Annotated in this window: 24 protein-coding genes; 6 read left to right on the forward strand and 18 right to left on the reverse strand. The window is 70.9% G+C overall.

All coding sequences use genetic code 11. From position 1 onward, the window contains the following. Positions 1-58: 58 nt before the first annotated feature. The 9 genes from cobA to AB0G47_RS21275 form a co-directional block, all read right to left on the reverse strand. Positions 59-1,291: a uroporphyrinogen-III C-methyltransferase gene (gene cobA, locus AB0G47_RS21235; RefSeq protein WP_360772003.1), complete on the reverse strand. Its 1,233-nt coding sequence runs from the start codon at positions 1,289-1,291 to the stop codon at positions 59-61. A 236-nt stretch (positions 1,292-1,527) separates the two neighbouring features. After that, positions 1,528-5,259, reverse strand: a complete 3,732-nt coding sequence (gene cobT, locus AB0G47_RS21240) for a nicotinate-nucleotide--dimethylbenzimidazole phosphoribosyltransferase (RefSeq protein WP_360772006.1) — start codon at positions 5,257-5,259, stop codon at positions 1,528-1,530. A 354-nt stretch (positions 5,260-5,613) separates the two neighbouring features. Then, a complete protein-coding gene (cbiE, locus tag AB0G47_RS21245; protein ID WP_360772009.1) occupies positions 5,614-6,825 on the reverse strand; it encodes a precorrin-6y C5,15-methyltransferase (decarboxylating) subunit CbiE in 1,212 nt (403 codons plus the stop codon). A gap of 118 nt (positions 6,826-6,943) precedes the next feature. Continuing rightward, entirely contained in the window at positions 6,944-7,597 is a 654-nt protein-coding gene (locus AB0G47_RS21250) for a GNAT family N-acetyltransferase (RefSeq protein WP_360772012.1), read from the reverse strand. Between the two features lie 135 nt (positions 7,598-7,732). Then, positions 7,733-8,560, reverse strand: coding sequence for a MetQ/NlpA family ABC transporter substrate-binding protein (locus tag AB0G47_RS21255; protein WP_360772015.1), 828 nt, complete (start codon positions 8,558-8,560; stop codon positions 7,733-7,735). 2 nt (positions 8,561-8,562) lie between these two features. Continuing rightward, positions 8,563-9,402: a MetQ/NlpA family ABC transporter substrate-binding protein gene (locus AB0G47_RS21260; protein ID WP_360772018.1), complete on the reverse strand. Its 840-nt coding sequence runs from the start codon at positions 9,400-9,402 to the stop codon at positions 8,563-8,565. 84 nt (positions 9,403-9,486) lie between these two features. Further along, positions 9,487-10,206, reverse strand: coding sequence for a methionine ABC transporter permease (locus tag AB0G47_RS21265; RefSeq protein WP_266868950.1), 720 nt, complete (start codon positions 10,204-10,206; stop codon positions 9,487-9,489). Next, complete coding sequence (locus tag AB0G47_RS21270) at positions 10,203-11,258, reverse strand: ATP-binding cassette domain-containing protein (protein ID WP_360772021.1); 1,056 nt, start codon at positions 11,256-11,258, stop codon at positions 10,203-10,205. Before AB0G47_RS21270 ends, AB0G47_RS21265 begins: the two co-directional genes overlap by 4 nt. 402 nt (positions 11,259-11,660) lie before the next feature. Continuing rightward, complete coding sequence (locus tag AB0G47_RS21275) at positions 11,661-12,308, reverse strand: HAD family hydrolase (RefSeq protein WP_360772023.1); 648 nt, start codon at positions 12,306-12,308, stop codon at positions 11,661-11,663. A 71-nt stretch (positions 12,309-12,379) separates the two neighbouring features. Here AB0G47_RS21275 and AB0G47_RS21280 point away from each other — a divergent pair, with 71 nt between their 5' ends. Further along, on the forward strand, positions 12,380-12,739 hold the full coding sequence (locus tag AB0G47_RS21280) for a hypothetical protein (RefSeq protein ID WP_360772026.1): 360 nt from the start codon (positions 12,380-12,382) through the stop codon (positions 12,737-12,739). A 1-nt stretch (position 12,740) separates the two neighbouring features. Beyond that, positions 12,741-13,178 carry a hypothetical protein gene (locus AB0G47_RS21285; protein WP_360772029.1) on the forward strand — a complete coding sequence of 146 codons (438 nt, stop codon included), beginning with the start codon at positions 12,741-12,743 and terminating at the stop codon, positions 13,176-13,178. On the opposite strand, the gene AB0G47_RS21290 is transcribed toward AB0G47_RS21285, so the two are convergent. From AB0G47_RS21290 to AB0G47_RS21300, 3 genes are all read right to left on the reverse strand, one after another. After that, positions 13,168-13,671, reverse strand: coding sequence for a GNAT family N-acetyltransferase (locus tag AB0G47_RS21290; RefSeq protein WP_360772031.1), 504 nt, complete (start codon positions 13,669-13,671; stop codon positions 13,168-13,170). The genes AB0G47_RS21285 and AB0G47_RS21290 overlap by 11 nt on opposite strands. Positions 13,672-13,708: 37 nt before the next feature. Further along, positions 13,709-14,224, reverse strand: a complete 516-nt coding sequence (locus AB0G47_RS21295) for a sigma-70 family RNA polymerase sigma factor (protein WP_360772034.1) — start codon at positions 14,222-14,224, stop codon at positions 13,709-13,711. Between the two features lie 74 nt (positions 14,225-14,298). After that, positions 14,299-15,468 (reverse strand): glycerophosphodiester phosphodiesterase, encoded by a 1,170-nt coding sequence (locus AB0G47_RS21300; protein WP_360772037.1) that lies wholly within the window; start codon positions 15,466-15,468, stop codon positions 14,299-14,301. 417 nt (positions 15,469-15,885) lie between these two features. Between AB0G47_RS21300 and AB0G47_RS21305 the strand changes: the two genes are divergently transcribed. Next, entirely contained in the window at positions 15,886-16,506 is a 621-nt protein-coding gene (locus AB0G47_RS21305; protein ID WP_360772040.1) for a lysophospholipid acyltransferase family protein, read from the forward strand. A gap of 83 nt (positions 16,507-16,589) precedes the next feature. On the opposite strand, the gene AB0G47_RS21310 is transcribed toward AB0G47_RS21305, so the two are convergent. The 5 genes from AB0G47_RS21310 to AB0G47_RS21330 all read right to left on the reverse strand — a co-directional run bounded on the left by AB0G47_RS21310 (position 16,590) and on the right by AB0G47_RS21330 (position 22,537). Further along, on the reverse strand, positions 16,590-18,131 hold the full coding sequence (locus AB0G47_RS21310) for an MFS transporter (RefSeq protein WP_360772043.1): 1,542 nt from the start codon (positions 18,129-18,131) through the stop codon (positions 16,590-16,592). Further along, the gene (locus AB0G47_RS21315; protein WP_360772045.1) at positions 18,128-18,679 is read right to left on the reverse strand and encodes a TetR/AcrR family transcriptional regulator; all 552 of its coding nucleotides are present in this window, start codon (positions 18,677-18,679) and stop codon (positions 18,128-18,130) included. The genes AB0G47_RS21310 and AB0G47_RS21315 overlap by 4 nt, the downstream gene beginning before the upstream one ends. Before the next feature lie 94 nt (positions 18,680-18,773). Continuing rightward, complete coding sequence (locus tag AB0G47_RS21320; RefSeq protein ID WP_360772047.1) at positions 18,774-19,748, reverse strand: aldo/keto reductase; 975 nt, start codon at positions 19,746-19,748, stop codon at positions 18,774-18,776. An 87-nt stretch (positions 19,749-19,835) separates the two neighbouring features. Next, positions 19,836-21,266 (reverse strand): argininosuccinate lyase, encoded by a 1,431-nt coding sequence (argH, locus tag AB0G47_RS21325; RefSeq protein WP_360772049.1) that lies wholly within the window; start codon positions 21,264-21,266, stop codon positions 19,836-19,838. 77 nt (positions 21,267-21,343) lie between these two features. Beyond that, positions 21,344-22,537: an argininosuccinate synthase gene (locus tag AB0G47_RS21330; protein ID WP_360772052.1), complete on the reverse strand. Its 1,194-nt coding sequence runs from the start codon at positions 22,535-22,537 to the stop codon at positions 21,344-21,346. 150 nt (positions 22,538-22,687) lie between these two features. On the opposite strand from AB0G47_RS21330, the gene AB0G47_RS21335 reads away from it, so the two are divergent. The 3 genes from AB0G47_RS21335 (at position 22,688) to AB0G47_RS21345 (ending at position 25,206) form a co-directional block, all read left to right on the forward strand. Next, the gene (locus tag AB0G47_RS21335; RefSeq protein ID WP_360772055.1) at positions 22,688-23,275 is read left to right on the forward strand and encodes a pyridoxamine 5'-phosphate oxidase family protein; all 588 of its coding nucleotides are present in this window, start codon (positions 22,688-22,690) and stop codon (positions 23,273-23,275) included. A 3-nt stretch (positions 23,276-23,278) separates the two neighbouring features. Further along, positions 23,279-23,995, forward strand: a complete 717-nt coding sequence (locus AB0G47_RS21340) for a L,D-transpeptidase family protein (protein WP_360772058.1) — start codon at positions 23,279-23,281, stop codon at positions 23,993-23,995. A 92-nt stretch (positions 23,996-24,087) separates the two neighbouring features. Further along, positions 24,088-25,206 (forward strand): bile acid:sodium symporter family protein, encoded by a 1,119-nt coding sequence (locus AB0G47_RS21345; RefSeq protein ID WP_360772061.1) that lies wholly within the window; start codon positions 24,088-24,090, stop codon positions 25,204-25,206. On the opposite strand, the gene AB0G47_RS21350 is transcribed toward AB0G47_RS21345, so the two are convergent. Then, complete coding sequence (locus AB0G47_RS21350; RefSeq protein WP_135330399.1) at positions 25,148-25,702, reverse strand: arginine repressor; 555 nt, start codon at positions 25,700-25,702, stop codon at positions 25,148-25,150. The genes AB0G47_RS21345 and AB0G47_RS21350 overlap by 59 nt on opposite strands. Positions 25,703-25,704 lie beyond the last annotated feature (2 nt).

Here is a 25,704-nt window from a genome sequence, read left to right on the forward strand (position 1 = left end):
GGTTGGGTTACCGGTGGTTACGTTGGGGCTCGTGGTGGTTACGCGGGGCTGTGCACCGTCACGTCGAGCGGCCGGGGCCCACGTTCACCACGTCGCCGATGACGATGACCGCCGGCGGCTTCACCTCGTGCGCCGCGACCTGGGCGGCGACCGTGGCGAGGGTGGCGTCCACGCGGCGCTGGGCCGCGGTCGTGCCTTCCTGGATGAGGGCGACGGGGGTCTCGGGCGACCTGCCGTGCGCGGTGAGCGCCTCGGCGATCCTGCCGATCTTGTCCACGCCCATCAGGACGACGAGGGTGCCGCGCAGCTTGGCCAGGGACGGCCAGTCGACCAGGGAGCGCTCGTCGTCCGGGGCCACGTGGCCGCTGACCACCGTGAACTCGTGGGCGACACCGCGGTGCGTGACGGGAATGCCCGCGGCGCCCGGGACCGAGATCGAGCTGGAGATGCCGGGGACGACCGTGCAGGGGATGCCTGCCTCGGCGAGCGCCTGGGCCTCCTCCATTCCGCGGCCGAAGACGAAGGGGTCGCCGCCCTTGAGGCGGACGACCGACTTGCCCTGCTTGGCGTGCTCGATGAGGGCGTTGTTGATGGCTTCCTGGGCCATGAAACGGCCGTACGGGATCTTCGCGGCGTCGATCACCTCGACGTGCGGCGGCAGTTCGTCGAGGAGGTCGCGCGGGCCGAGCCGGTCGGCGATGACCACGTCCGCCTCGGCGAGCAGGCGGCGGCCGCGGACCGTGATCAGGTCCGGGTCGCCGGGACCGCCGCCGACGAGGGCGACGCCGGGGGTGCGGGTGCGGTGGTGGGGGGCCACGAGCGTGCCGTCGCGCAGGCCCTCGACGACCGCGTCCCGGATGGCGGCGGTGCGGCGGGGGTCGCGGCCGTGGATGTCCGTGGTGAGGACGGCGACCGTGACGCCTTCGGAGCGGCCGGTCGCGGGGGTCAGGGCCGTGGCCGCGTCGGCGTCGTCGGAACGTACGCACCAGACGCGGTGCGCTTCCGCTTCCGCGGAGGCCGCGGTGTTCGCCTCGGTGTCGCCGGTGGCGATGAGGGCGTACCAGGCGTCCTTGAGGTCGCCCTCCGCGTAGGGGCGGCGCTCCCAGGTGATCTCGCCCGCGTCCGCCATCGCCTCTACGGAGGGTGTCGCGGTCGGCGATACGAGGAGGACGTCGGCGCCTGCCGCGATGAGGGCGGGGAGGCGGCGCTGGGCCACCTGGCCGCCGCCGAGGACGACCGCGCGGCGGCCGGTGAGGCGGAGGCCTACGGGGTAGGCGGGGTTTTCTGCCATGGCGTTGCGGCTCCTCGCGAGGCGGGGGGTTGTGCGGGCCGCTGCGGCGGTGGAGCGGCTGCGTTCAAGCTTTGACGTGCAGGTTCAGTATGGCTGGGGCGGGGTGGGGTTCTCTCCCCCAGCCCGCCCCTTCCCGAAACCGGGGCTTCGCCCCGGACCCCTGTTCGTCTGCGGGCCGTGGGTCGTTTGTGCCCACCCGTTCCGCCGTGCGGAACGCCTGCCCACAAACGGAGCGGCTACTTCTCCGTCACCCCTGCCGAGTCGAACGTTGCCACCTCGTGCATCGCCCTTGCCGCGCTCTGGACCACCGGGAGGGCGAGCAGGGCTCCTGTGCCCTCGCCCAAGCGGAGGTCCAGGTCGACCAGCGGGCGCAGGCCCAGCTTGTTCAGGGCCGCCACGTGGCCCGGCTCCGCGCTGCGGTGGCCCGCGATGCAGGCCGCGAGGACCTCGGGGGCGATGGCTCGGGCGACCAGGGCCGCCGCGCCGGCGCTCACGCCGTCCAGGATGACGGGAGTTCGGAGGGAGGCTCCGCCCAGGAGGAGGCCGACCATCGCCGCGTGCTCCAGGCCGCCGATCGCCGCGAGGACGCCGATCGGGTCGGCCGGGTCCGGCTTGTGCAGGTCCAGGGCGCGGCGGACCACCTCGACCTTGCGGGTGTGCATCTCGTCGTTGATGCCGGTGCCGCGGCCGGTGACCTCCGCCGCGTCCACGTCCGTGTAGACGGCGATGAGCGCCGCGGACGCCGTCGTGTTCGCGATGCCCATCTCGCCGGTGAGCAGGGCCTTGTTGCCTGCCGCGACGAGGTCGCGGGCCGTCTCGATGCCTACCTCGATCGCAGCCTTGACCTCCTCGCGGGTCAGCGCGGGACCGGTCGTCATGTCCGCCGTGCCCGCGCGCACCTTGCGGGGCAACAGGCCCGGCGTCGCCGGGAGTTCACTGGCCACGCCCACGTCGATGACGCAGACCTCGGCGCCCACCTGGTTGGCGAAGGCGTTGCAGACCGCGCCGCCGCCGAGGAAGTTGGCGACCATCTGGGCCGTCACCTCCTGGGGCCAGGCCGTGACGCCCTGGGCGTGCACGCCGTGGTCGCCCGCGAAGATCGCGACGGCCGCGGGCTCCGGGATCGGCGGCGGGCACTGCCGGGAGAGGCCCGAGAGCTGCGCCGAGATGATCTCCAGCATGCCGAGCGCGCCCGGCGGCTTCGTCATCCTCTTCTGGCGTTCCCACGCCTCGCCGAGCGCCTTCGCGTCCAGCGGGCGGATGTTGGAGACGGTCTCGGCCAGCAGGTCGTGCGGGTCCTCGCCGGGAAGCGCGCGCCGGCCGTACGTCTCCTCGTGTACGACCCAGGAGAGCGGGCGGCGCTTGGACCAGCCTGCCTGCATCAGCTCGGGCTCCTCCGGGAACTCGTCGACGTATCCGACACAGAGATAGGCCACCACTTCGAGGTGCTCGGGAAGACCGAGGGTTCTGACCATCTCGCGTTCGTCGAAGAAGCTGACCCAGCCGACGCCGAGGCCCTCGGCGCGCGCCGCGAGCCAGAGGTTCTCGACGGCCAGGGCCGAGGAGTACGGAGCCATCTGCGGCTGCGTGTGGCGGCCCAGGGTGTGGCGGCCGCCGCGGGTCGGGTCGGCGGTGACGACGATGTTCACCGGGGTGTCGAGGATGGCCTCGATCTTCAGTTCCTTGAACTGCTTGGCACGGCCCTTGGGGAGCGACTTGGCGTACGCGTCCTTCTGGCGCATCGCCAGCTCGTGCATGGTGCGGCGGGTCTCCGCCGAGCGGATGACGACGAAGTCCCAGGGCTGCGAGTGGCCGACGGACGGCGCCGTGTGGGCCGCCTCCAGGACGCGGAGCAGGACCTCGTGCGGGATCGGGTCGCCGCGGAAGCCGTTGCGGATGTCGCGGCGCTCGCGCATGACGCGCAGGACGGCTTCGCGTTCGGCGTCGTCGTAGCCGGGGGCCGCGGCGGACTCCGCCGGGTGGGTCGGCTGAGCCGGGTCCACCGGCTCGGCGGGCTCTGCCGCCTGGACGGGAGCGGGCTCGTCCGCGGGCTCCACCGGGGTGGCGGGCTCGGGCAGTTCGGCGGGCTCGGCCTCGACTGCCACTGTTGCTTCGGTTTCAGCTTCAGCTTCGGCTTCGACCGCCGGTTCCGGTTCCGCTTCCGGTTCGGCTGCCTCGGCCACGGGCTCCGGCGCCTCGGCGGCGACGGGTGCTTCTGCCGTGTCCGGTACGGGAGTTGCCGCCGCGGCCGGTACGGGCGTCCCTGCCATGGATGCCGCGCCGTCACGAGGGGCCGGCACGGTGGCAGCGGGCTGGGGTGCGGCCTTGACCGCGGGCTCGGGGGCCTCGGCGGTCTCGATGACCTCGGCGACTTGCGGGGCCTCGACGACCTGGGGGACCTCGGCGGCTTCCACAGGAGCCGGGGTCTCCGGGGTGCCCGGCGTCTCCGGGGCGTCCGCCTGCGGTGCGGCCTCTGCGGCCGGCTCGGCCTCGGCGGGCTCCGGCTGTTGGGCCTCGAAGTGCTCCGGGGGCACGGCCACCGGATGCGGATGCGGAGGCGTCGGTGCGAGGTGCGGCGTCATCGGTACCGAGCCCTCGACCGGCACGAACTGGCCGAGCGGCGCGGGCGTGGGGGCCATCGGGGCGTCCGTGGGCTGGACGGCCTGCGGGATCTGCGGGCCCTGCCCGGCGTGCGGGAGGTGCCCGTCGCCCGGAACCGGTGCGTCCGCCCAGGGCTGCGCGGCGGCGACGGCGAACTGCTGCTGACCGGCGGCAGCCTCGTGGGCGGGCATGCCCACGGCTGACAACTGCGCCCCGTCGGGGGCGAGCGGGAACTCCTGGCTCGCCTCCGGCACGGGTACCTGCTGGTCCGCGACCGGCGGCGGCACGGCCTGGCCGGTGGCCGACAGCTGATCCGCGTCCTGCGCACCCGGGACGTCCAGCGCCTCGGCGGCGAACGCGGGCTCACCGTCGTCCGCGGCCTGCGGGAAGGCGGCCGCGGGGGTGCCGGCGGCGGGCGTTGCGGCGGGCGTGGGTTCGGGCAGCTCGGCGGCGGCCGGTGCGGGCTGCGGGGCCTCGGGCGCGAGTACGTCCGGCGTGCTCTGCGGGACCTGTGCTTCCTGCGCTACCGGTGTGGGCTGTGCGTTCTGTGGGTTCTGAGGTGCGGGTGTGGCGTCCGGGACGACCGTTTCTGCTGGTGCGACCGGCTGCCCGTGCTGCGAAGACTGCGCGAACTGCTCGGCCTGCCCGGCCTGCCCGGCCTGCTCAGCCTGCGGCTGCGGCTGCGGCGTCCACGGCGTCGCCCCCTGCGGCGGGATCTCGCCGAGCTGCGGACCCGGCAGTATCCCCTCGCCGTCGCGAGGGATGTCGAGGTACTCGGGGCCGACGGTCGGCGGCCCCGCATGCCGCGCGGGCACGGCGTGCTGCGGCGCTCCGGCGGGCCCGCGGTCGGCGAGCGAACGGACGGGGCTGCCCGTGCCGTCGGGCACGGCGGGGCCCGACGGCCCGCGGTGCAGCGGGCGGCGGGCGGGACCGGCGTGCGAGGCGGGCGCGGGGCCCGTCGCGCCGGGCAGCTGGACGCCGTTGAGATCGACCGAGCCGCTGTCACGGCCCGCCGTCTCGTGCGGGCCCGGCTGGTGCGCGGCCTGCGGCTGCGCGGTCTGCGGCTGCGCGGCCACGGGCTGGCCGCCCAGGGACGGATCGGCCACGGGCTGCTGACCGCTCCCCTGCTGGGCGACGGCGTAGGCGGCGGCCTGCGGCTGCTGTGGTGCCGGCTGCGCCTCGCTCCAGGCGCCCTGCGCGCCCGGCATCAGGAGCAGGTCGTCGTCCTCGGCGGAGGCGACGCCATCGGCGGGATTCTCGGAGGGGTCGAGGTAGGTGAAGGCGCCCGGGGCGGCGACGCCCGGCTGCTCCACCAAGCCTGCGTTCTCCGGCAGTCCCTCGGCCGGGACCTGGCCGGTGTCGGTCATGCTTAACCCCTCGCCCATCGGTTAGTGCTTCTTCGACCACCCATCGGCCTTCGGCCGGGGAAGCCCCATTGCCCGGAGCGGCGCACCAACCGCCCGTCATTCTCAACGAGCGTGCGTGCCGCGCGGCACGAACCGCGTACGGACAACAGGCATTGTCCCGGTCGGCCTGCCGTCATGGCAGCTTGATCCGCAACGGCCCGCTGTGGACTGCGCCACGTTGCGCGCCCTCCGGTCATGCCGTACCACACACCCCCCAAAACGGGCGAGCTTTCCGGACATTGACCAACTATTTGCCGGACGCTCTGGTGCGGTACAACGATCGGCCAGCCTACCTCGCGCCCTGCGGTGGCAGGGTCACGGGGCGCGATCGGCCAACTGTCCGGAGAGGACGAAGACGACGGTCCGCTCCCGCTCCGTCCACGCGCGCGTGTCGAGCTCGACGGACTGCAGCAGGGCGCACTCCACGACGTATCCGTGCTCCGTCAGGTCCCTGCCGATGAGTTCGGCCTCGTCGCGCGTCGACGCGTGCGTCACGATGCGCGCGGGGCGGCGGTCGGCGACGGCGGAGACCACCGCGGCTCCCCCGCCCCCGACGCGTACGACATCGGGTTCGGGCAGGTCTTCGAGGATATGCGGGGCCGTGCCGTGCACAATCTGCGGCTGTACGCCGAAATGGCGGGAAACGGCCGTTGTGCGGGCGCAGGCGTCGGGGTCGCGGTCGACGGCGATGACCGCGGCGCCGAACCGGGCGGCCTCCGCGGTGAAGGCGCCGCTGCCGCAGCCGATGTCCCAGACGAGGTCGCCCACGCGCGGCCCGATGCGGGCGAGTTGGGCGGCCCGCAGCCGGTCGCTCTCGCCCTCGCCGAGCTGGGCGTCGCCGCCGTACGCGGATGCGGGCAGCGCCCAGCCGCGCGGGGTGCCCGGGTCGCGCCCGGCGATCCAGCCGGTGTCGGACGCGGCGAACGGGCCGCCTATGGCGATGACGACGTTCGGGTCGCGCCAGGTGTGGTCGGCGGCCTTGTCCGAGGTGAGGACGGTGACCTGTTCGCGCTCGGTGCCGAGCTCCTCGCAGATCACGAAGGTGCGGTGGACGCCCTGGAGGAGCAGGCCGAGCTCGGCGGGGCCCGCGCCGGGCGAGGTCAGGACGGCGACCTTGGTGTGCGCGCGGCAGACGTTCACGGCCCGGCGCAGGGTGCGCGGGTGGGCGACGACGACCTGGGCGTCGTCCCAGGGCATCCCGGCGCGGGCGAAGGCCTGGGCGACGGCGGAGACGGCGGGCACCACCTCGACCTCGAGGCCGAATTCGGGGGCGCGCAGGGTGCGTACGACGCCGAAGAAGCCGGGGTCTCCGTCGGCGAGGACCACTGCGGTGCCGCGGTGGGCGGCGATGCGGCGGGCGGCCAGGCTCACGCTGCCCAGGCGGATCCTTTCGGCGGCCGGGGGCACTTCGGCGAGCGCCAGGTGGTGGGCGGCGCCCGCGACGAGGGTGGCGGCGCCGAGCGCCGAGCGCGCGGCGGCGGTCAGCGGCGAGCCGTCCCAGCCGATCACCGTGACGCGGTCGGCCATCTTCGTCGGTCTCCTGGGTTCTCGCGGGTCGGCAGTGCGGGCCGGTTAGGTGCAGGGGGCAACCGCGCCTGCGGCCAGGGGCGAGCGTACCTGGTGGGATCCGGCGGTGGCCGAGGGGTCAGTTCCAGTCGGAGAACGCGTTGAATCCGCTGTCCGCGAGCTGCTCGCCGACGCCCTCCAGGTCCTCGGGGAGCAGGCTCCACACGATGAGGTCGGTCCGGACGTCGAGCCAGCCGCCGAACGGATCGCCGCCGTTCCTCGTACGCGCTATCCAGGCGCCCCGCAGGACGCCCTCGCTGATGCAGCCGATCTTCTGCGCGACCTGCTGGGCGGCGGTGTTGTCGGCGGCGGTGCGCAGCTCGATGCGCTCGAAGCGCTGGTCGTTGAAGAGCCACTGGGCGGTGGCGAGCGCCGCCTCGGAGGCATAGCCCTCGCCGCGGGCCCAGGGGGCGATCACGTAACTGAGTTCGCTGGAGCGCACGCGCCAGTCGGTGTCCCGCAGTTGCACGATGCCGACCAGGCGCTGGGTGAGGAACTCGGTGACGGCGAGGACGATGCCGCGGCCCTCGGTGCGCTCGGCGGGCGCGAGTTCGGTGATCCAGCGGCGGGCGTGGGCCTCGGTGTAGGGCGCGGGCACGGACGTCCAGGCGGTGACCAGCTCGTCGTTCATCATCTCCGCGTACGCGGAGACGTCGGCGTCCTCGAACGGGCGCAGCACCAACCGCTCCGTGCTGATGGAGATGTCGGGGAACACCGAGAAGGGTGTAGTCATGCGCTGCTCCGTAACCTGGAACCCTCGGGCCTGCTGAAGAGGCCAGCATGCAGCATGCCGCCGCGCAGACGCACCACGGGGTCCGCTCCTTCATCAGGAGAGGACCCCGTGGTGAGGGCGGAAACGGACTGTGCGTCAGCTCGCTGCGACGGGCAGGACGGAGCCCTTGTACTTGTCCTCGATGAACTGCTTCACCTCGGGTGAAGTGAGCAGCTTGGCCAGCTTCTTGACCCGTGGATCGTCCTCGTCGCCCTTCTTGACGGCGAGCACGTTGTTGTACGGATTGTCCTTGGGCGACTCGAGAAGGATGGCGTCCTTCTTGGGGCTCAAGTCGGCGTCGAGGGCGTAGTTGTTGTTGATGACCGCGGCGTCGACGTCCTCCAGGGAACGCGGCAACTGGGCGGGCTCCAACGGCTTGATGGTGAGCTTCTTCGGGTTGGACGTGATGTCCTGGGGCGTCGCGGTGCCGCCGACGCCCTTCTTGAGCCCGATGACGCCCTTGGACGCGAGGAGTTGCAGCGCCCTGCCCTCGTTGGTGGTGTCGTTGGGAACGGCGACGGTCGCACCGGCCGGCAGGTCGGCGACGTCCTTCGTCTCCTTCGCGTACACCCCCATCGGCGGCAGATAGACCTCGGTCACCGGCGCGAGATCCGTCTTCTTGGACTCGTTGAAGTCCTTCAAGTACGGGGCGTGCTGGTAGAGGTTGGCGTCGAGGGAGCCTTCCTGGAGCGCGGTGTTCGGTGCGACATAGTCGGTGAACTCCGTGATCCGGAGGTCGAGTCCCTCCTTCTTCGCGAGGTTGTCCTTGATGTACGTGAGGACTTCGCCGGCCGGGGTCGGGGGGGCGCCGACGACGAGCGTGTCGCCGTCGCCGCCTCCCGTGCCCGACTCGGAGCCGCAGGCGGTCAGGCCGAGCGACAGGGCGAGTACCCCGGCCGCGGCTGCCATGACGGGCGTACGCATGATCAGAACGCCGCTACGACGGCGCCGTCGTACTTGTCGTCGATGAACTTCTTGACCTCGGGCGAGGTGAGGAGCTTGGCGAGCTTCTTCACGCGCGGGTCGTTCTCGTCGCCCTTCTTCACGGCGAGGAAGTTGCCGTAGGGGTTGTCCTTGGCCTTCTCGGCGACGAGGGCGTCCTTGGCGGGGCTGAGCGCGGGCTTGGCCTCCAGGGCGTAGTTGCCGTTGATCACCGCGGCGTCGACGTCACCCAGGCTGCGGGGCAGCGTGGGGGCCTCGAGCTCCTTGAACTTGATGTTCTTGGGGTTCTTGGCGATGTCCTTGGGGGTGGCCTCGTAGCCGACGCCCTTCTTGAGCTCGATGAGGCCGTTGTCCGCGAGGAGCTTGAGCGCGCGGGCCTCGTTGGTGGTGTCGTTCGGGACGGCGACGGTGGCGCCGTCCTTCAGGTCACCGAGCTTCTTGAGGTTCTTGGAGTACACGCCGAGCGGCTCCAGGTGAACCGTGGCCCCGGGGACGGGCACGATGTCCGTGCCGTTCTTCTTGTTGAAGTCGTCGAGGTACGGCTTGTGCTGGAAGTAGTTCGCGAAGACCTCGCCCTGCTGGACGGCGGTGTTCGGCGTGACGTAGTCGGTGAACTCCTTGACCTCGAGGTCGAGGCCGGCCTTCTTGGCGAGGTTCTTCTGGACGTAGTCCAGGATCTCGCCCTGCGGCGTCGGGGTGGCGGCGACGATGAGCTTGCCGTCCTTGTCCCCTGCGGAGTCCTTGTCGGAGCCGCAGGCGGAGAGCCCGAGGGTGAGGGCTCCGGTGGCGAGGACAGCGGTGGTGATCTTGGCGGTGTTACGCACGAAAAGTGCCTTTCTCCATGGATGGTGCTCTGTGGTGCAGCCCCGCGTGGGTGTGCGGGGTGGGTTCAGAAGCCTTCAGTGAGGTCAGGAAGCCTTCGAGGGCGCGACCTTGAGGAAGCGCAGGCGCGGTGCGGCGCCGGATTTGCCACCTCGCTGGTGCAGGCTGCGGGCCGCGTAGTCGCCCGCGAACTGGATGATCGAGATGACCACGGCGAGGATCGCCACGGTGATCCACATCAGCTCGGTCTCGAAGCGCTGGTAGCCGTAGCGAAGCGCGAGGTCGCCGAGGCCGCCGCCGCCGACCGTGCCCGCCATCGCGGAGTAGCCGATGAGGGCGACGATCGTGGTGGTGGCGCCCGCGATCAGCGAGGGCAGCGACTCCGGGACGAGGACCTTGCGTACGACGGTCCAGGTGGAGCCGCCCATCGACTGGACGGCCTCGACGAGCCCGCCGTCGACCTCGCGGATCGAGGTCTCGACGAGCCGCGCGAAGAACGGGATGGCGCCGATGGCGAGCGGCACGAGGGCGGCCTCGCGGCCGATCGTGGTCCCGACGATCCAGCGCGTGAAGCCCATCAGCGCGACCATGAGGATGATGAAAGGCATCGAGCGGACGATGTTCACGATCTGCCCGATCGCCTTGTTGAGGAAGGCGTTCTGCAGGAGACCGCCGCGCTCGGTGAGGACGAGCAGGATGCCGAGCGGCAGTCCGGCGACGACGGCTATCAGCGTCGACCAGCCGACCATGTAGAGGGTGTCCCAACAGGCCTGCTCCAGCAGGGGCTGCGTCTCCGACCAGGTCACTTGGCACCTTCCTTGACCAGCAGCGTGGCGTCCTGCGGTACAGACGCTTCATGTCCGGCGACCTCGACCTGAAGGCCCTGCTCGCGCAGGAAGCCGATCGGGACGACGTTCTCCTCGAAGCGTCCCGGCAGTTCGATCCGCATGCGGCCGACCTGCCGGCCTGCGACGGTGTCCATCGCGGCGCCGAGGATCGAGATGTCGATGTTGTACGTGCGCGACAGCTGGGAGATGACCGGCTGGGTCGCGGCCTCGCCGTGGAAGGTCACGTCGACGACGGTGCGGTCCTCGCCCGTGGCTTCGCCGCTGACCGGGAAGAGCGCGGCGGCCAGCTGGGAGCCGGGCGTCGCGAGCAGTTCGGTGACGGTGCCGGACTCGACGATCTGTCCGCGCTCCATCAGGGCGGCGGAGTCGCAGACGCTCTTGACGACGTCCATCTCGTGCGTGATCAGCAGGACGGTCAGGCCGAGCTGCCGGTTGAGGTCACGAAGGAGCTGGAGGATGGAGCGGGTGGTCTCCGGGTCGAGGGCGCTTGTCGCCTCGTCGGAGAGCAGCACCTTCGGGTCGCCGGCGAGTGCGCGGGCGATGCCGACGCGCTGCTTCTGGCCGCCGGAGAGCTGCGCCGGGTAGGACTTGGCCTTGTCGGCGAGGCCGACCAGGTCGAGCAGTTCAAGGGCCTTGTGGGAGCGCTCGGCGCCGCTGAGGCCGAGGATCTCCAGGGGCAGTTCGACGTTGTCCTGCACGGTGCGCGAGGACAGCAGGTTGAAGTGCTGGAAGACCATGCCGATGCGGCTGCGGGCGCGGCGCAGGTCCTTGCTCGCGCGGCTCCCGCGGCCGGCGAGCGCGGTGAGGTCCTGTCCTGCGACCGTCACGGTGCCGGAGGTGGGACGCTCAAGGAGGTTGACGCAGCGGATCAGCGAGGACTTTCCGGCGCCTGACTGGCCGATGACGCCGTACACCTCGCCTTCGCGGACGTGCAGATCGACGCCGTCGAGAGCAGTTACTTCACGACCGCGTGAGCGGTAGACCTTGGTGAGGCCGGAAGTGGTGATCACAGGGGTTTCCGTCACTGTCGAGTGCACGGCCGGGTGGAGCCGGGCACGGGGCATTCGTGGGGAACGCGGCACGGTTTCTCGCGGTGGCGAAAAGAACCGGAGGACGTGTGCGCGGGGCAGGCTCGCTTCCTACGTCATGTACATCGGGCGTACGTCGCGTAGGGGCGTGGCACAGCGGCTTCGCTTCGGGGCGCGAGGCTCAGGGGTGGTGCGGGGGCCCTCAGAAGGCGCACATTCGACACATACAACGAGCACCGGGCGTCGTGATCGCCTCGGTCGCAGGGGTGCGGTAGCTCGTCGTGGTCATGCGGACAAGTAAAACACGCGTGCGCTCGCCGCCCGCCACCGCTGTCCGGTATACGGACAGCCGGTGGACAGGCGCGGACACCCGCGGTCCCTTGCTCAGTCCTGGGTGGTGATCTCCACGCCACCCGCGATGGCCTGCGCGGACACGTCCGAGAGGTCCTTGACGAGGACGTCCGCGGAGAGCTCGTGGGCCTGGTGCGTTGTGGTCAACGCCACGGTCGTCATGCCTGCCGCGCGCCCCGCCGTGAGACCGGCGGGCGCGTCCTCGAACACCACGCAGCGCGCCGGGTCGACGCCGAGCTTCCGTGCGGCGAGCAGGAAGGGCTCCGGGTCGGGCTTGCCGCGCGTGATGTCGTCGGCGGCTATGAGCATCTTCGGGCGGATGCCGACCTCCGCGAGCCGGGCCTCTGCGAGGCGGCGCCCGGCGGAGGTGACGACGGCCCAGCGCTCCGGGGGCAGCGACCCGAGCAGTTCGAGGGTGCCGGGGAGCAGCTCGACGCCGCCGGCGACGTCCGAGACCTCGAGCTCTTCGATGCGTACGACGGCCTCCGCCACGCGCTCGGCGGGCAGCAGGTCGGCGATGATCTCGACGGCGGGGCGGCCGTGCAGCTCGACGCGGGCGAACTCCTCGGCGGTGATTCCGTACTCCTGCGCCAGGCGCGTCCAGCAGCGGTACACCGACTCCAGGGAGGAGATGAGGGTTCCGTCGTTGTCGAACAAGAGCGCTTCAGCCTGGATCTTCATGGTGTCCGAGCCTACGGGGCACCCCTGGGGCGGGCGCATCGGGTCGAAGGGCCCGTAATAAAGTCGACGGCATGCTTGTTGCCCTGACGATCGCGACCTCCGTGGCCGCGCTCGCGCTCGCCGCGTGGTGCGGTTTCGCCGCCTACCGGGACCAGCCGACCAAGGACTGGCACTTCATCGGGATGGGCGTGGTGACCTTGCTCGCCACCCTCCAGCTGATCGTCGGCATCGTCCAGCTGGCCCGCGGCGAGGAGCCCGCACAGGGCACGACGATCTTCGTGGCGTATCTGATCGGTTCGTTCGCCTGCATCCCGGCGGCGGGCTTCATGTCGCTTGCGGAGCGCACCCGTTGGGGCTCGATCACCGTCGCCGCCGGTGGCGTGGTCCTCGCCGTGCTCGAAGTGCGGCTCTACGACATCTGGGGAGGCTGAGGTGACGGTGACCGAGCCCGGCAAGGACGGGGCGGCTCCGGCCCGCCAGAAGCTCATCACCGGACCCGGCATCCTCCTGGTCTGGCTGTACGGCGTGATGGTCGTCGGCGCCGTGTCGCGCTCCGCCGTGCAGATCTCGTCGGACTTCGACAAGGCCCCGCTCGCGTACACGCTGTCCGCGATCGCCGGGCTCGTCTACGGCTTCATCACGTACTCGCTGGTCCGTGGCGGCGAGAAGGCCCGCAGGGCGGCGCTGGTGTGCTGCGCCGCCGAGCTGGTGGGCGTCCTCGCCGTGGGCACGTGGACGCTCGTCGAGCCGTCCGCCTTCCCCGACGCCACGGTCTGGTCGGACTTCGGCATGGGCTATCTGTTCATCCCGGTGATCCTGCCGGTCACCGCCATGTTCTGGCTGAACAAGGCGCGCAGGGCTACGCGCTAGCGACGTAGGTGTCGGCCTCCGTGTCCTTGGAGAGCGTGACCAGCGTCAGGCGTTCGTTGACCCGCCGGGTGCCCACCGCGGTGTAGCCGTGCTTGCGGTAGAGCTGCAGGTTCTGCTCGCTGCGGTGCCCGGTGAAGAGCTGGAAGCACTTGGTGGTGCCGCCCGCGCCGAGCCGCTGCTCTATCGCTTCCAGGAGCCGGCCGCCCAGTCCGTGCCGCTGCATCCGGGGGTGGACGATGAGCTTGTTGATCCGCGCCGTGCCGTCGGGGTCGACCGTGCCGCGCACGGAGGCCACCACTTCGTCGCCGAGCCGCGCCACCAGGACGTCGCCCGTGGCCAGTTCGGCCTTGATGGAGTCGAGGGTCTGTGTGAGCGGCTCGATGGAGTAGTCGCCGTACAGCTCGGCCTCGCTCTGGTAGCACAGGTACTGCAGTTTGAGGATCTTCTCGGCGTCCTGTCCGTCCGCCGCCGAGATCGTCACACTCATGCCCATGTGTGCATGCCTCCCGCTCACCTGCTCCGCCGGTTGTCTAACGCTCCTTTCCCCGCGGTTCAGGAGCTGCAACCTCCGCCGCGAGCATTCTGCGCAGGCATCCCAGGCATCGGGAACGTTCCGGCCCCAGACTGCCCTGTGACATTCCCAACTCGCCTGCGATCTCCCGGTAGGTGAGGTCCTCGGGGGACAGGAGTGCGGCCATGATGCCGGGGCAGCGGCCGGGCAGCCTGCGGACCGCCGCGTACAGGGTGCGGTCCCGGTCGGCCCGCAGGGCGCGCTGCTCGGGGCCGCACTCGATGTCGTCGGCGGGTTCGGTCGCGTACCGCACCTCGCGCTCCGCCGTACGCCGGCTGCGCCGCGCCTCCGCGGCGACGGCGCCGCGCAGCCAGGCGGCCGGGTCGGCAGGTGGGTCGTCGGCGTCCATCCGCTCCAGGAGGCGCAGCCAGACGGCCTGTTCGAGGTCACCGGGGTCGGCGCCGGAGCCCAGGGCGGCGGCGGACGCCTCGGCGGCGAGGAGCGGACGCAGTGCGGGGATGAGCTGGGTGGTCATGTCCGCCGTGACGCGGCCGCCCCGGCGGCAGGTTGCCGGAGCGGCCGTCTCTCACCCCAACCGGGGCCGGGCGATCAGCCGTTGACGAAGTCGGCGGCCGCGAGCAGCGCGGTGTCCGGGTTGTCCGAGAAGATGCCGTCGATGCCCGTCGCGAAGTACGCCTTGAAGGCACCGAAGGCGTCGCCGTAGGCGGCCGGGTCCGTGCCCTTCTTGAAGTTCGTGGGCAGGAAGGTGTTCTCGTTGCGCATCGTGTACGGGTGCAGGATCAGGCCCGCCGCGTGCGCGTCCTTGACCAGCGTGGACGGGGTGCCGAGGCTGCCGTCCGGGTTCTTCGGGATGACCAGGTCGAGGGTGGGGCCGATGCCCTGTGCGTACGACGCCATCCACTTGAGGCCGTCGGGCTTGATGAGATCGGCGACGGTGCGCGGGTCGCCCGCCTCGACGAAGTCCCAGGGGCGTGAGGCCGCGGTGGACAGGAGCACCACCAGCGGCGCGTCGACCAGCTTGTTCAGGCGCTGGATGCTGCTCGGCTCGAAGGACTGAAGGAAGTTCGGCGCGTCCTTCTTGTGCCGGCCGTACTTGCGCAGGAGCTTGGCGAGCGGCTCCTCCAGGCCGAGGCCCAGCTTGCGGAAGTACGTGGGGTGCTTGGTCTCGATGTGCAGCCAGATCTGCTTGCCGTGCTTGCGGCCCTGCTTGTCGGCCCACTGGAAGACCTCTTCCAGGGTGGGCACGTCCCAGCGGCCGTCGTAGAGCGTGTTGCGCTGGCGGGTGCCCGGGATGCGCTCCTTGGCGCGCAGCGTCTTCAGCTCGGCGAGCGTGAAGTCCTCGGTGAACCAGCCCGTGAACGAGGTGCCGTCCACGGACTTGGTGGTCTTGCGGGACGCGAACTCGGGGTGCGCCGAGACATCCGTCGTCGCGGTGATGTCGTTCTCGTGACGGCATACGAGATGGCCGTCCTTGGTCGGCACGACGTCCTGCTCGATGACATGGGCGCCCATGTCGAAGGCGAACTGGTACGAGCCGAGCGTGTGCTCGGGGCGGTACCCGCTGGTGCCGCGGTGCGCGACGATCGTCGGCACCGGCAGGGTCCTGTAACCCCCGTGTCCGTGCTTCGCGTCGGCTCTCGCCACGCCGGGCAGCCCCACGACGGCTGTGCCCGCCCCGAGCACCGCCGCCCCGAGCACCGCGCGCCGCCCCGGCCGCTGCTCCCCCGACCCCGACTGCCTCGACTGCTGCTTGGCCATTGAGCGCTCCTCCCGATGTGCTGCCTTGCACCTGACAAAGCGGCACGATCGTAGGTGCCGCCGCGTGACGGATGGGAGACCCTGGGCCGAACGGAAGGGTGATGCGGGATGGCCACTGGTGTGCGGGGCCCGTCACGTCATGGCTGCGGGTGACTGCGGCGCGTGACAAGGACCACTAGTACGCGCCACTCGCGCCCCACAGGGATACGGTCGTCTCAGGGAGGACGCTCCAGGGGCAACACCACGCAAACTCAGGTCAACTCTGCGTATCGAGTGCATGAACCCGATGTGCAGTGAGCGGGGACCCGCGAGTATCGTCCTCACCTGCACATACTCGTCGTCGACCCGTTGACACCGGAGGGCCCGTTGTCCCGTCTCGCGCTCATCAAGGCAGTGCTCGGACCGATCTTGCGTCTGATGTTCCGCCCACGGGTGGAAGGCGCCGAGAACATTCCGGGCACCGGTCCGGTCATCATGGCCGGAAACCACCTCACGTTCATCGACTCGATGATCATGCCTCTGGTGTGCCCGCGTCCGGTGTTCTTCATCGGCAAGGACGAGTACGTCACGGGCAAGGGCCTCAAGGGCCGCCTGATGGCCTGGTTCTTCACCGGGGCCGGCATGATCCCCGTGGACCGCGACGGCGGCCACGGCGGTGTCGCGGCGCTGATGACCGGGCGGCGCGTGCTCGAGGAGGGCAAGCTCTTCGGCATCTACCCGGAGGGCACCCGTTCCCCCGACGGCCGCCTGTACCGCGGCCGCACGGGCATCGCGCGCCTCACCCTGATGACCGGCGCGCCCGTCATCCCCTTCGCGATGATCGGCACGGACAAGCTCCAGCCCGGCGGCAAGGGGCTCCCCCGGCCCGGCCGGGTGACGGTCCGCTTCGGCGAGCCGATGGAGTTCTCGCGCTACGAGGGCATGGACCGCGACCGCTATGTGCTGCGGGCGGTGACGGACTCCGTGATGACGGAGGTCATGCAGCTGTCCGGTCAGGAGTACGTGGACATGTACGCGACGAAGGCGAAGGCAGCCTGACGGGGCGCCCCGAAGGGGCGCGGGGAACTGCGCGACCAGCCACGACGCACCCGCAGCCGTACGCGCAGAACCCCGCGGAGCGATCAGTGCTCGACGCCGTCCTCCAGCTTCGAGCCCTTCAAGAGGAACCACGCCGCCACCGCAGTGGCCAGCAGAACCGCCGCGCCGACCCCGGCGGCCAAGCGCAGCCCGTCGACAAACGCCTCCTGCGCCGAGGCCAGCAGCTCCTGGGACTGCCGGGCCGGAAGCCCCGCCACCGATTCGACCGCGCCGCCCAGTGACTCGTGCGCGGCCGACGCCACCTCGGGCGGGGTGCCGGCCGGGGCGGTGAAGTCCCGGTACACGCCGGTCACGATGGTGCCGAGCAACGCGATACCCAGCGCCGCGCCCAGTTCGTACGCGGTCTCCGAGACGGCGGAGGCCGCGCCCGCCTGCTCCTTCGGCACGCTGGAGAGGATGACGTCGGCGGTCACCGTGAACGAGAAGCCCGCGCCGATGCCGACGATCAGGAGCAGAGCTCCCAGGAGCGGATAGCCGGTGGACTGGCTCAGGGTGGTGAGCGCCGCGAGCGCGACACCGACTGCCGCGAGTCCGCCCGCGACCACCGCGCGGACGGAGAACCGCCGCGCGACCATGCCCGCGATCAGACCGGCGCCCACCGCGCCCACCGCGGCGGGCAGTTCGGCGAGGCCCGCCTCGAACGGCTGCCTCCCCTGTACCAGTTGCAGGAACTGGGAGAGGAAGAAGACCAGGCCGGACAGGCCGAGGATGGTCAGCAGATCGGCGAGCACGGCCGCGGAGAACCCGCGGTTGCGAAACAGCCGCATGTCCAGGAGCGGCGCGGTCAGCGTGAGCTGGCGTCGCACGAACCAGGTCAGCGCGGTCACGCCGACCAGGCCCGCCACCGCGACGTCCCAGCGGATGCCGTGCGCCGCCGCCTCCTTGATGGCGTACACGACGGCGATCATGCCGATGAGCGAGAGCACGACGCTGATCAGGTCCCAGGGACCCGGCGCCGGGTTCTTCGACTCGGGCAGGAACTTGATGCCGACAAGCACCAGGACGGCCATCACCGGCAGGTTGATCAGGAAGACCGAGCCCCACCAGAAGTGCTCGAGCAGGAAACCGCCGACGACCGGGCCGACGGCGGCACCGGCCGACGCCATGGCGCCCCAGATGCCGACCGCGAGGCTGCGCTCGCGCGGGTCGTGGAAGATGTTCCGGATCAGCGCGAGCGTGGACGGCATCAGCGTCGCACCCGCGACACCGAGCAACGCCCGGGCCAGCATGAGCATTTCGGGCGAGGTCGCATAGGCGTTGAGCACCGAGACCGCACCGAAGGCGACCGCTCCGGTCAGCAGCAGCTTCTTGCGGCCGATGCGGTCGCCGAGGCTGCCCATGGAGACGAGCAGACCGGCGATGACGAACGAGTAGATGTCGCCGATCCACAGCAGCTGCGTGCCGGTCGGTTCGAGGTCCTCGCTGATGTACGGCGTGGCGAGACCGAGGACGGTCGCGTCGACGGCGACGAGGAGCACGGCGAGCACCAGTACGGCGAGCGCGAGCCAACGCCCGGGACTGCGCTCCACCTCCGCCTGGGAGGTCCGCTGTTGGGTGCTGGTCATGATTCCACTCTCCGTTGCGCGCCGCCGATCAGCAGCTCGGCGATCATGTATGAGAAGTCCTTGGCGGCCACACGGCCGTCCAGTACGGCCCAGGCGCCCGAACCGATCAGTCCGTACAGCGCCTCCGTGAGCCACACGGGGGTCAGGTCGATGCGGAACTCGCCGTCCTCCTGGCCGCGCCGGAAGAGCGCGGCCACAGAGGCGTCGAGGCGGGCCCAGCCCTCGTGCTGCTCCTCGCCCTCGAAGAGCTGGTTCTCGGTGACGAGGAACGCGAGCAGTCCCGCCGCGGGCTCGATCTCCTTGACGAGCCGGCGCACCGCGTCCGCCGCGCTCCCCTCCCCGAGCCGGGCCGCATCGATGGCCGCCTCGAACTCCTGGATCCCGAGCTCTTCGAGGGCTCGTACGAGGGCGTCACGCCCGGCGAAATGCCGGTGCAGCGTGGCACGGCTGATCCCCGCCGCACGGGCCACCTCGTCCATCGTGGCGGAGCCTTTGCGGGTGAGGAGCGCCGCGGCGCTGCGCAGCACCTGGTCGCGATCGACTGACATGAGACAAGCATAGACCGTGTGAGACAAATTTGTCTCACGAGATATGCGCGCCTCTCACCGGCAAGCGGTCACCGGTGGGTCAGTCCGAGGCCGGTCAGCTCCAGGGCAGCTGCCCGCGCCGCTCCCAGTACGCGGCCGGCTCCTCCACGAGCCCCGCGAGCCGCTCCAGCTGGTCGGCGTCGAGGTCGACGGCCGCAGCGTGCAGATTGGAGACGAGCTGTACGGCGGTGGCCGCCCCGGAGAGGACGACGCCCGCCCACGGCTTGCGAAGGACCAGGGCGAGGGCCACCGCGTCGCAGCCGAGCCCGGTCGCGTCGGCGACCTCACGGAGGGCCGCCGGTGCGTGCTCCCCCGCGAGGCGGCCGTTGGCCATGCCTTCCTTGACCAGGACGGTGAGCCCCGCGTCATGCGCCTCGGCGAGCGCGGCTTCCGCCGAGGTCTCCAGGGCGTTGTACGTGGCCTGGACGGTACGGAAGAGGGGCTCGCCGTCGACGGTCACGGCGAGCGCGGCGCGGATCGCGGCGGCCTGCTCCGGGCCGCTCACCGAGAGGCCCACCGTCACGCCGTCGGCGGCCAGTTCGGCGAGCCTGGCGTGCAGGTCCTTGTCGGTGAGGGCCGGGCTCTCGGGCGTGACGGAGTGGATCTGGTAGAGGTCGAGCCGGTCGCCGAGCAGTTCGGCGCTCTCCTCGCGCTGACGGACGTACGCGGCGACGCTGTGGTCCTTGACCTCGTGCGGCCCGTCCACCTGGGTGTGCCAGGCGGCCGTGTACGTGTACCCCCACTTGCTGCCGACGACGACGTCCCGGATGTCGGGCCGTGCGTGCAGCCAGTCGGCGAGGAACTCCTCGGAGCGGCCGTAGGAGCGGGCCACGTCGAAGTAGCGGACGCCCGACGCGTAGGCGGCGTCGAGGAGTTCGAGGGTGCGCTCGCGCAGGGCCTCGACGCTGCGTGAAGGCGGCAGGTCGGCGTCGCGGCCGAGCGTGATGTAGCCGGGCCTGCCGACGGCGGCGAGGCCGAACCCGATGTGGGCGGTGGGGGTGGTCGCTGCTGCCAGACGTGCGAAGGGCATCGCGGGCTCCGTTCGGTCGGCTCCTTGCGGATGGCGACCAACGTAACCCGCGATGCCCACGTCAACGCGGCACGCGCTGCGGCGGCGTCACTTACGCGCCGCGGCCCACTCCTGCTGAACCGTCAGATCGGCCTTGACCTCGGCGAGCTGGACGGCGACGGCCGAGGGCGCGGTGCCGCCGCGGCCGCTGCGCGAAGCCAGGGCGCCGGGGACGTTCAGGACGGCGCGCACCTCGGGGGTGAGGTGCTCGGAGATCTTGGCGAACTGCTCGTCCGTCAGCTGGTCGAGCTCGATGCCGTGCGCCTCGCACTCCTTGACGCACTCACCGGCCACCTCATGTGCGACACGGAACGGCACGCCCTGCTTGACCAGCCACTCGGCGATGTCCGTGGCGAGCGAGAAGCCGGCCGGGGCCAGCTCCTCCATGCGCTCGCGGTGCACGGTGAGCGTGGCCATCATGCCGGTGAAGGCGGGGAGCAGGACCTCCAGCTGGTCGCAGGAGTCGAAGACCGGCTCCTTGTCCTCCTGGAGGTCGCGGTTGTACGCGAGCGGCAGCGCCTTGAGCGTCGCCATCAGTCCGGTGAGGTTGCCGATCAGACGCCCCGACTTGCCGCGCGCCAGCTCGGCGATGTCCGGGTTCTTCTTCTGCGGCATGATCGACGAGCCGGTCGAGAAGGCGTCGTGGAGGGTGACGAAGGAGAACTCCTTCGTGTTCCAGAGGATGATCTCCTCGGCGATCCGGGAGAGGTTCACGCCGATCATCGCGGTGATGAAGGCGAACTCCGCCGCGAAGTCGCGGGATGCCGTCCCGTCGATGGAGTTGCCCGCGCTGCCGTGCTCGAAGCCGAGGTCCTCGGCGACCGCCTCCGGATCGAGGCCGAGGGACGATCCTGCGAGCGCGCCCGAGCCGTACGGCGAAACGGCCGTCCGCGCGTCCCACTGCCGCAGCCGCTCGGCGTCCCGCGAGAGGGACTGGACGTGCGCGAGTACGTGGTGGGCGAAGAGCACCGGCTGGGCGTGCTGGAGGTGCGTGCGCCCCGGCATGGCGACGTCCGGGTGCGCCTCGGCGAGGCCGACGAGCGCGCCCTGGAGGTCGGCGATCAGGCCGCCGATGATCCGGGCGTGGTCCCGCAGATACATCCGGAAGAGCGTCGCCACCTGGTCGTTCCGTGACCGCCCCGCGCGCAGCTTGCCGCCGAGATCCGGGCCGAGCCGCTCGAGCAGGCCGCGCTCCAGGGCGGTGTGCACGTCCTCGTCGGCGATGGTGCCGACGAACGAGCCGTCGGCGACATCGGCCTCGAGCTGGTCGAGCCCGGCCAGCATGCGGGTCAGCTCGTCCTCGGTGAGCAGCCCCGCCTTGTGCAGCACGCGCGCGTGGGCGCGGGAACCGGCGATGTCGTACGGCGCGAGGCGCCAGTCGAAGTGGACCGATGCCGACAGCTTGGCCAGGGCCTCCGCCGGGCCGTCCGCGAACCGGCCGCCCCAGAGCCGGACGTCACCGCCGTTGTTGTTGCTCACTTGCACGTGCTCCTTGATGAGGGTGGTTACGCGATACGAGGGTGGTTCGCGATACGAGGGTGGTTGCGCGATCGCCGTTACGCCAGGTCCCGCTTGGCGGCGATCTTCGAGGACAGACCGAAGATCTCGATGAAGCCCTGCGCCTTGGACTGGTCGAACGTATCGCCCGAGTCGTAGGTCGCAAGGTTGAAGTCGTAGAGGGACGCGCCGGACTTCCGGCCCGTGACGACTGCGCGGCCGCCGTGCAGGGTCATCCGGATGTCGCCGGTGACGTGCTGGTTGGCCTCGTCGATGAAGCCGTCGAGGGCGCGCTTGAGCGGGGAGAACCACAGGCCGTCGTAGACCAGCTCGCCCCAGCGCTGCTCGACCTGCCGCTTGTAGCGGGCCAGTTCGCGCTCGACGGTGACGTTCTCCAGCTCCTGGTGCGCCGTGATGAGCGCGATGGCGCCCGGCGCCTCGTACACCTCACGGGACTTGATGCCCACGAGCCGGTCCTCGACCATGTCGATCCGGCCGATGCCCTGGGCACCCGCGCGCTCATTGAGCCGCTGGATCGCCTGCAGCACGGTGACCGACTCGCCGTCGACGGCGACCGGCACGCCCTCCTTGAAGGAGATGACGACCTCGTCGGCCTCGCGCGGCTCGGCCGGGTTCGCGGTGTACTCGTAGATGTCCTCGATCGGCGCGTTCCAGATGTCCTCCAGGAAACCCGTCTCGACGGCCCGTCCGAAGACGTTCTGGTCGATGGAGTACGGGGACTTCTTGGTGGTGGCGATCGGGAGCTGCTTCTCCTCGCAGAAGGCGATCGCCTTGTCGCGCGTCATCGCGTAGTCACGGACCGGGGCGATGCACTTCAGGTCGGGGCCGAGCGCGGAGATGCCGGCCTCGAAACGGACCTGGTCGTTGCCCTTGCCGGTGCAGCCGTGGGCGACCGTGGTGGCGCCGTGCTTGTTGGCGGCGGCGACCAGGTGCTTGACGATGGTCGGCCGCGAGAGGGCGGAGACCAGCGGGTAGCGGTCCATGTAGAGGGCGTTGGCCTTGATCGCCGGGAGGCAGTACTCCTCGGCGAACTCGTCCTTGGCGTCGGCCACTTCGGCCTCCACCGCACCGCAGGCGAGCGCGCGCTTGCGGATGACGTCCAGGTCCTCGCCGCCCTGGCCGACGTCCACGGCGACGGCGATGACCTCGGCGCCCGTCTCCTCGGCGATCCAGCCGATGGCGACGGAGGTGTCCAGACCGCCTGAATAGGCGAGTACGACGCGCTCGGTCATGGCTCTCTCCTCACGGTGCTCGATGCATACACTGTCATGCGATATGCATGAGTATGCAGTCCACTGCATGATTCGTCAATCTCGCCCTCCCCTGAACGTCACACGAAGTCGTTAGACAGGCAAACGATCTCTGATGAATAATCCTTAGGCATGGGAAAGACTTACGAACGCATAGACGGCCGGCTCCGCACGTTCATCGAGGCACAGCCCGTCTTCTTCACGGCGACCGCGCCGCTCGCGGACGACGGCACGATCAACCTCTCCCCCAAGGGCCTGACCGGATCCTTCGCGGTCATCGACGAACTCACCGTCGCCTACCTGGACTTCGCGGGCAGCAACGCGGAGACGGTGGCGCATCTGCGCGAGAACGGCCGCATCACCCTGATGTGGTGCGCCTTCCAGGGCCCGCCCAACATCGTCCGGGTGCACGGGCGCGGCGAGCCCGTCTTCCGCGACGACCCGCGCTGGGCGGAGCTGCTCGGACACTTCCCCGACATCGACCCCACCCCGCACGGCCTGCGCGCGATCATCGTCGTGACGGCCGAACTCGTCCGTGACACCTGCGGCTACAACGTTCCGTTCATGTCGTACGACGAGGACCGCGATCTGCACGCCAAGCGCTTCGGGCGCGAGGACGACGCGTCGCTGAGCGCGTACTTCACCAAGAAGGAGCACATCGCGCAGAGCATCGACGGCCTGCCGGGCCTGCCGTTGCCGCTGCCGCCCCTTACCGTCTGAACCATGCGCCTACGTGCCGCCGCCCTCGCGTCCGCAGCCCTGCTCGCCACCGCCGCGACCGTCGCGTCCGCGCCCGGCACATCCGCAGCGGGACCACCGCTCCCCGACCGCATGGCCGACACCGGCGGCGGCACCCAGCTCATCACCGCATTGGCCGCGCGCACCGGCTCCACCACCGGCACGGTCACGTGGTGGGACCGGCGCGCGGGGCGGTGGACGAAGGCCGGCTCGGCGGCCGCGCGGTTCGGCGCGCAGGGCCTGACGGAGGGCGGCTCGCGCAAACAGGGCACGAACACGACACCCACGGGCCTCTTCCGCCTCCCCTACGCCTTCGGCATCGAGCGCGCACCGTCGGGCACGGACTACACCTACCGCCGCGTGACGAGGACGTCCTGGTGGTGCCAGGACAACGAGTCCCGCTCCTACAACCGCTGGGCCCAGCCACGCCCCGCCGACTGCCGCGCGGCCGAGTCCGAACACCTCATCACGTACGACCCCCAGTACGCGCACGCCCTGGTGATCGGCTTCAACTACGACCGTCCGGTGCGGGGGCGCGGCGCCGGGATCTTCCTGCACGTCAACGGGCGTGGGGCGACGGCGGGTTGCGTGTCCCTCTCCGCGGACGCGATGCGGCAGATCCTGCGGTGGGCCGACGAGGAGCGGCGGCCGCACATCGCGATCGGGACGGTGTCGGGGGCTACGGCCATCACGCGGTACTGATCACGGCACACTCGACGCTTCCATCGTAGGTGTAGCGACCACATATCGAGACGCGGTTGCGGTCGCACTCCGCGGCGGCGTTGCATCGCGGGGTGCAAACCGAACAGGCGATCCCCAACTCGACGGAGAGCGGCGACAAGGCGGCCCGGCTCGCCGTCACGGTCTTCCCCGTCCTCGTGCTCGCCGCCGGCGCGCTCGGCCTCGCCGCGCCGGACGCCTTCAAGGGCTGGGGCACGAACGTCCCGTACCTCCTGGGCGTCGTGATGTTCTGCATGGGGCTCACGATGACCCCGCTCGACTTCCAGGGCGTGGTCAAACGGCCCTGGGCCGTCGCGCTCGGCCTGGTCGCGCACTACCTGATCATGCCGGGGCTCGGTTGGCTGATCGCCCACGCGCTCGGCCTCTCACCGCAGTTGGCGGCCGGCGTGATCCTGGTGGGCTGCGCGCCGAGCGGCACCGCGTCCAATGTCGTGACCTATCTGGCGCGTGGCGACGTGGCCCTCTCCGTCTCGGTGGCCACCGTCTCGACCGTGCTCGCGCCGCTCATCACGCCGCCGCTGACGCTGCTCCTCGCGGGCGAGTATCTGCCCGTGGACGCGGGGTCGATGGTGACGGACATCCTCAAGACCGTGCTGCTTCCGGTCATCGCGGGTCTCGTGGTGCGGCTGCTCTTCGGGCGCCACATCGGGCGGATGCTGAGCGCACTGCCATGGCTGTCCGCCCTGACGATCGCCGCCATCGTGGCGATCGTGGTCGCGGGCAGTGCCGCGGCCATCAAGTCGGCCGCGGCACTGGTGTTCCTCGCCGTCTTCCTGCACAACGGCCTCGGCCTCGCACTGGGCTACGGCGCGGGCAAGCTGGCCCGGCTCGGGCAGCCGGCCTCCCGCGCGATGGCCTTCGAGGTCGGCATGCAGAACTCCGGCCTCGCGGCTTCGCTGGCCACGGCCCACTTCAGCCCGCTCGCCGCGCTGCCATCGGCGGTGTTCTCGGTGTGGCACAACGTGTCCGGGGCCCTGGTGGCGGCGTGGATGGCACGGCGGAATTCCAGCCCGTCGAGGGGGGTCCCCCCCTGCTCCTTAAGAGCTTGGGGGAGTTCGAGGACGAACTCGGCGAAGCCGGTGATCAACGGCGCCCAAGGCCCAGGGGCCGGCCTCAGTGCTCGTTGGAAGCCAACCGCAGCAAATGATCCGCCAACGCCTGACCCCCCGTAGCCTCCCGGCTGATCAGCATCAGCGTGTCGTCGCCCGCGATCGTGCCCAGGATGTCGTGCAGTTCCGCCTGGTCGATCGCCGAGGCCAGGAACTGGGCGGCCCCCGGCGGCGTGCGCAGGACGACGAGGTTCGCCGAGGCCTCTGCCGAGATCAGCAGCTCCGCGGAGAGGCGGCGCATCCGCTCCTCCTTGGCGGACTCGCCGAGCGGGGCCCGCGGCGTGCGGAAGCCGCCCTCGCTCGGCACCGCGTAGATGAGGTCGCCCTCGGCATTGCGGATCTTCACCGCGTTCAGCTCGTCCAGGTCGCGGGAGAGCGTCGCCTGCGTGACGGTCAGGCCGTCGTCGGCGAGCAGCTTCGCCAGCTGGCTCTGGGAGCGGACCGGCTGCCGGTTGAGGATGTCCACGATCCGGCGGTGGCGCGCGGTGCGGGTCTGCGGCACCGCGGGCCCGGTGTGATCCGGGTGCTCCGCGTGCTCGTTGCCTTGCGCATGACTCATCG

This window comes from Streptomyces sp. NPDC021622 (genome assembly GCF_040640795.1).
GTDB lineage: Bacteria > Actinomycetota > Actinomycetes > Streptomycetales > Streptomycetaceae > Streptomyces.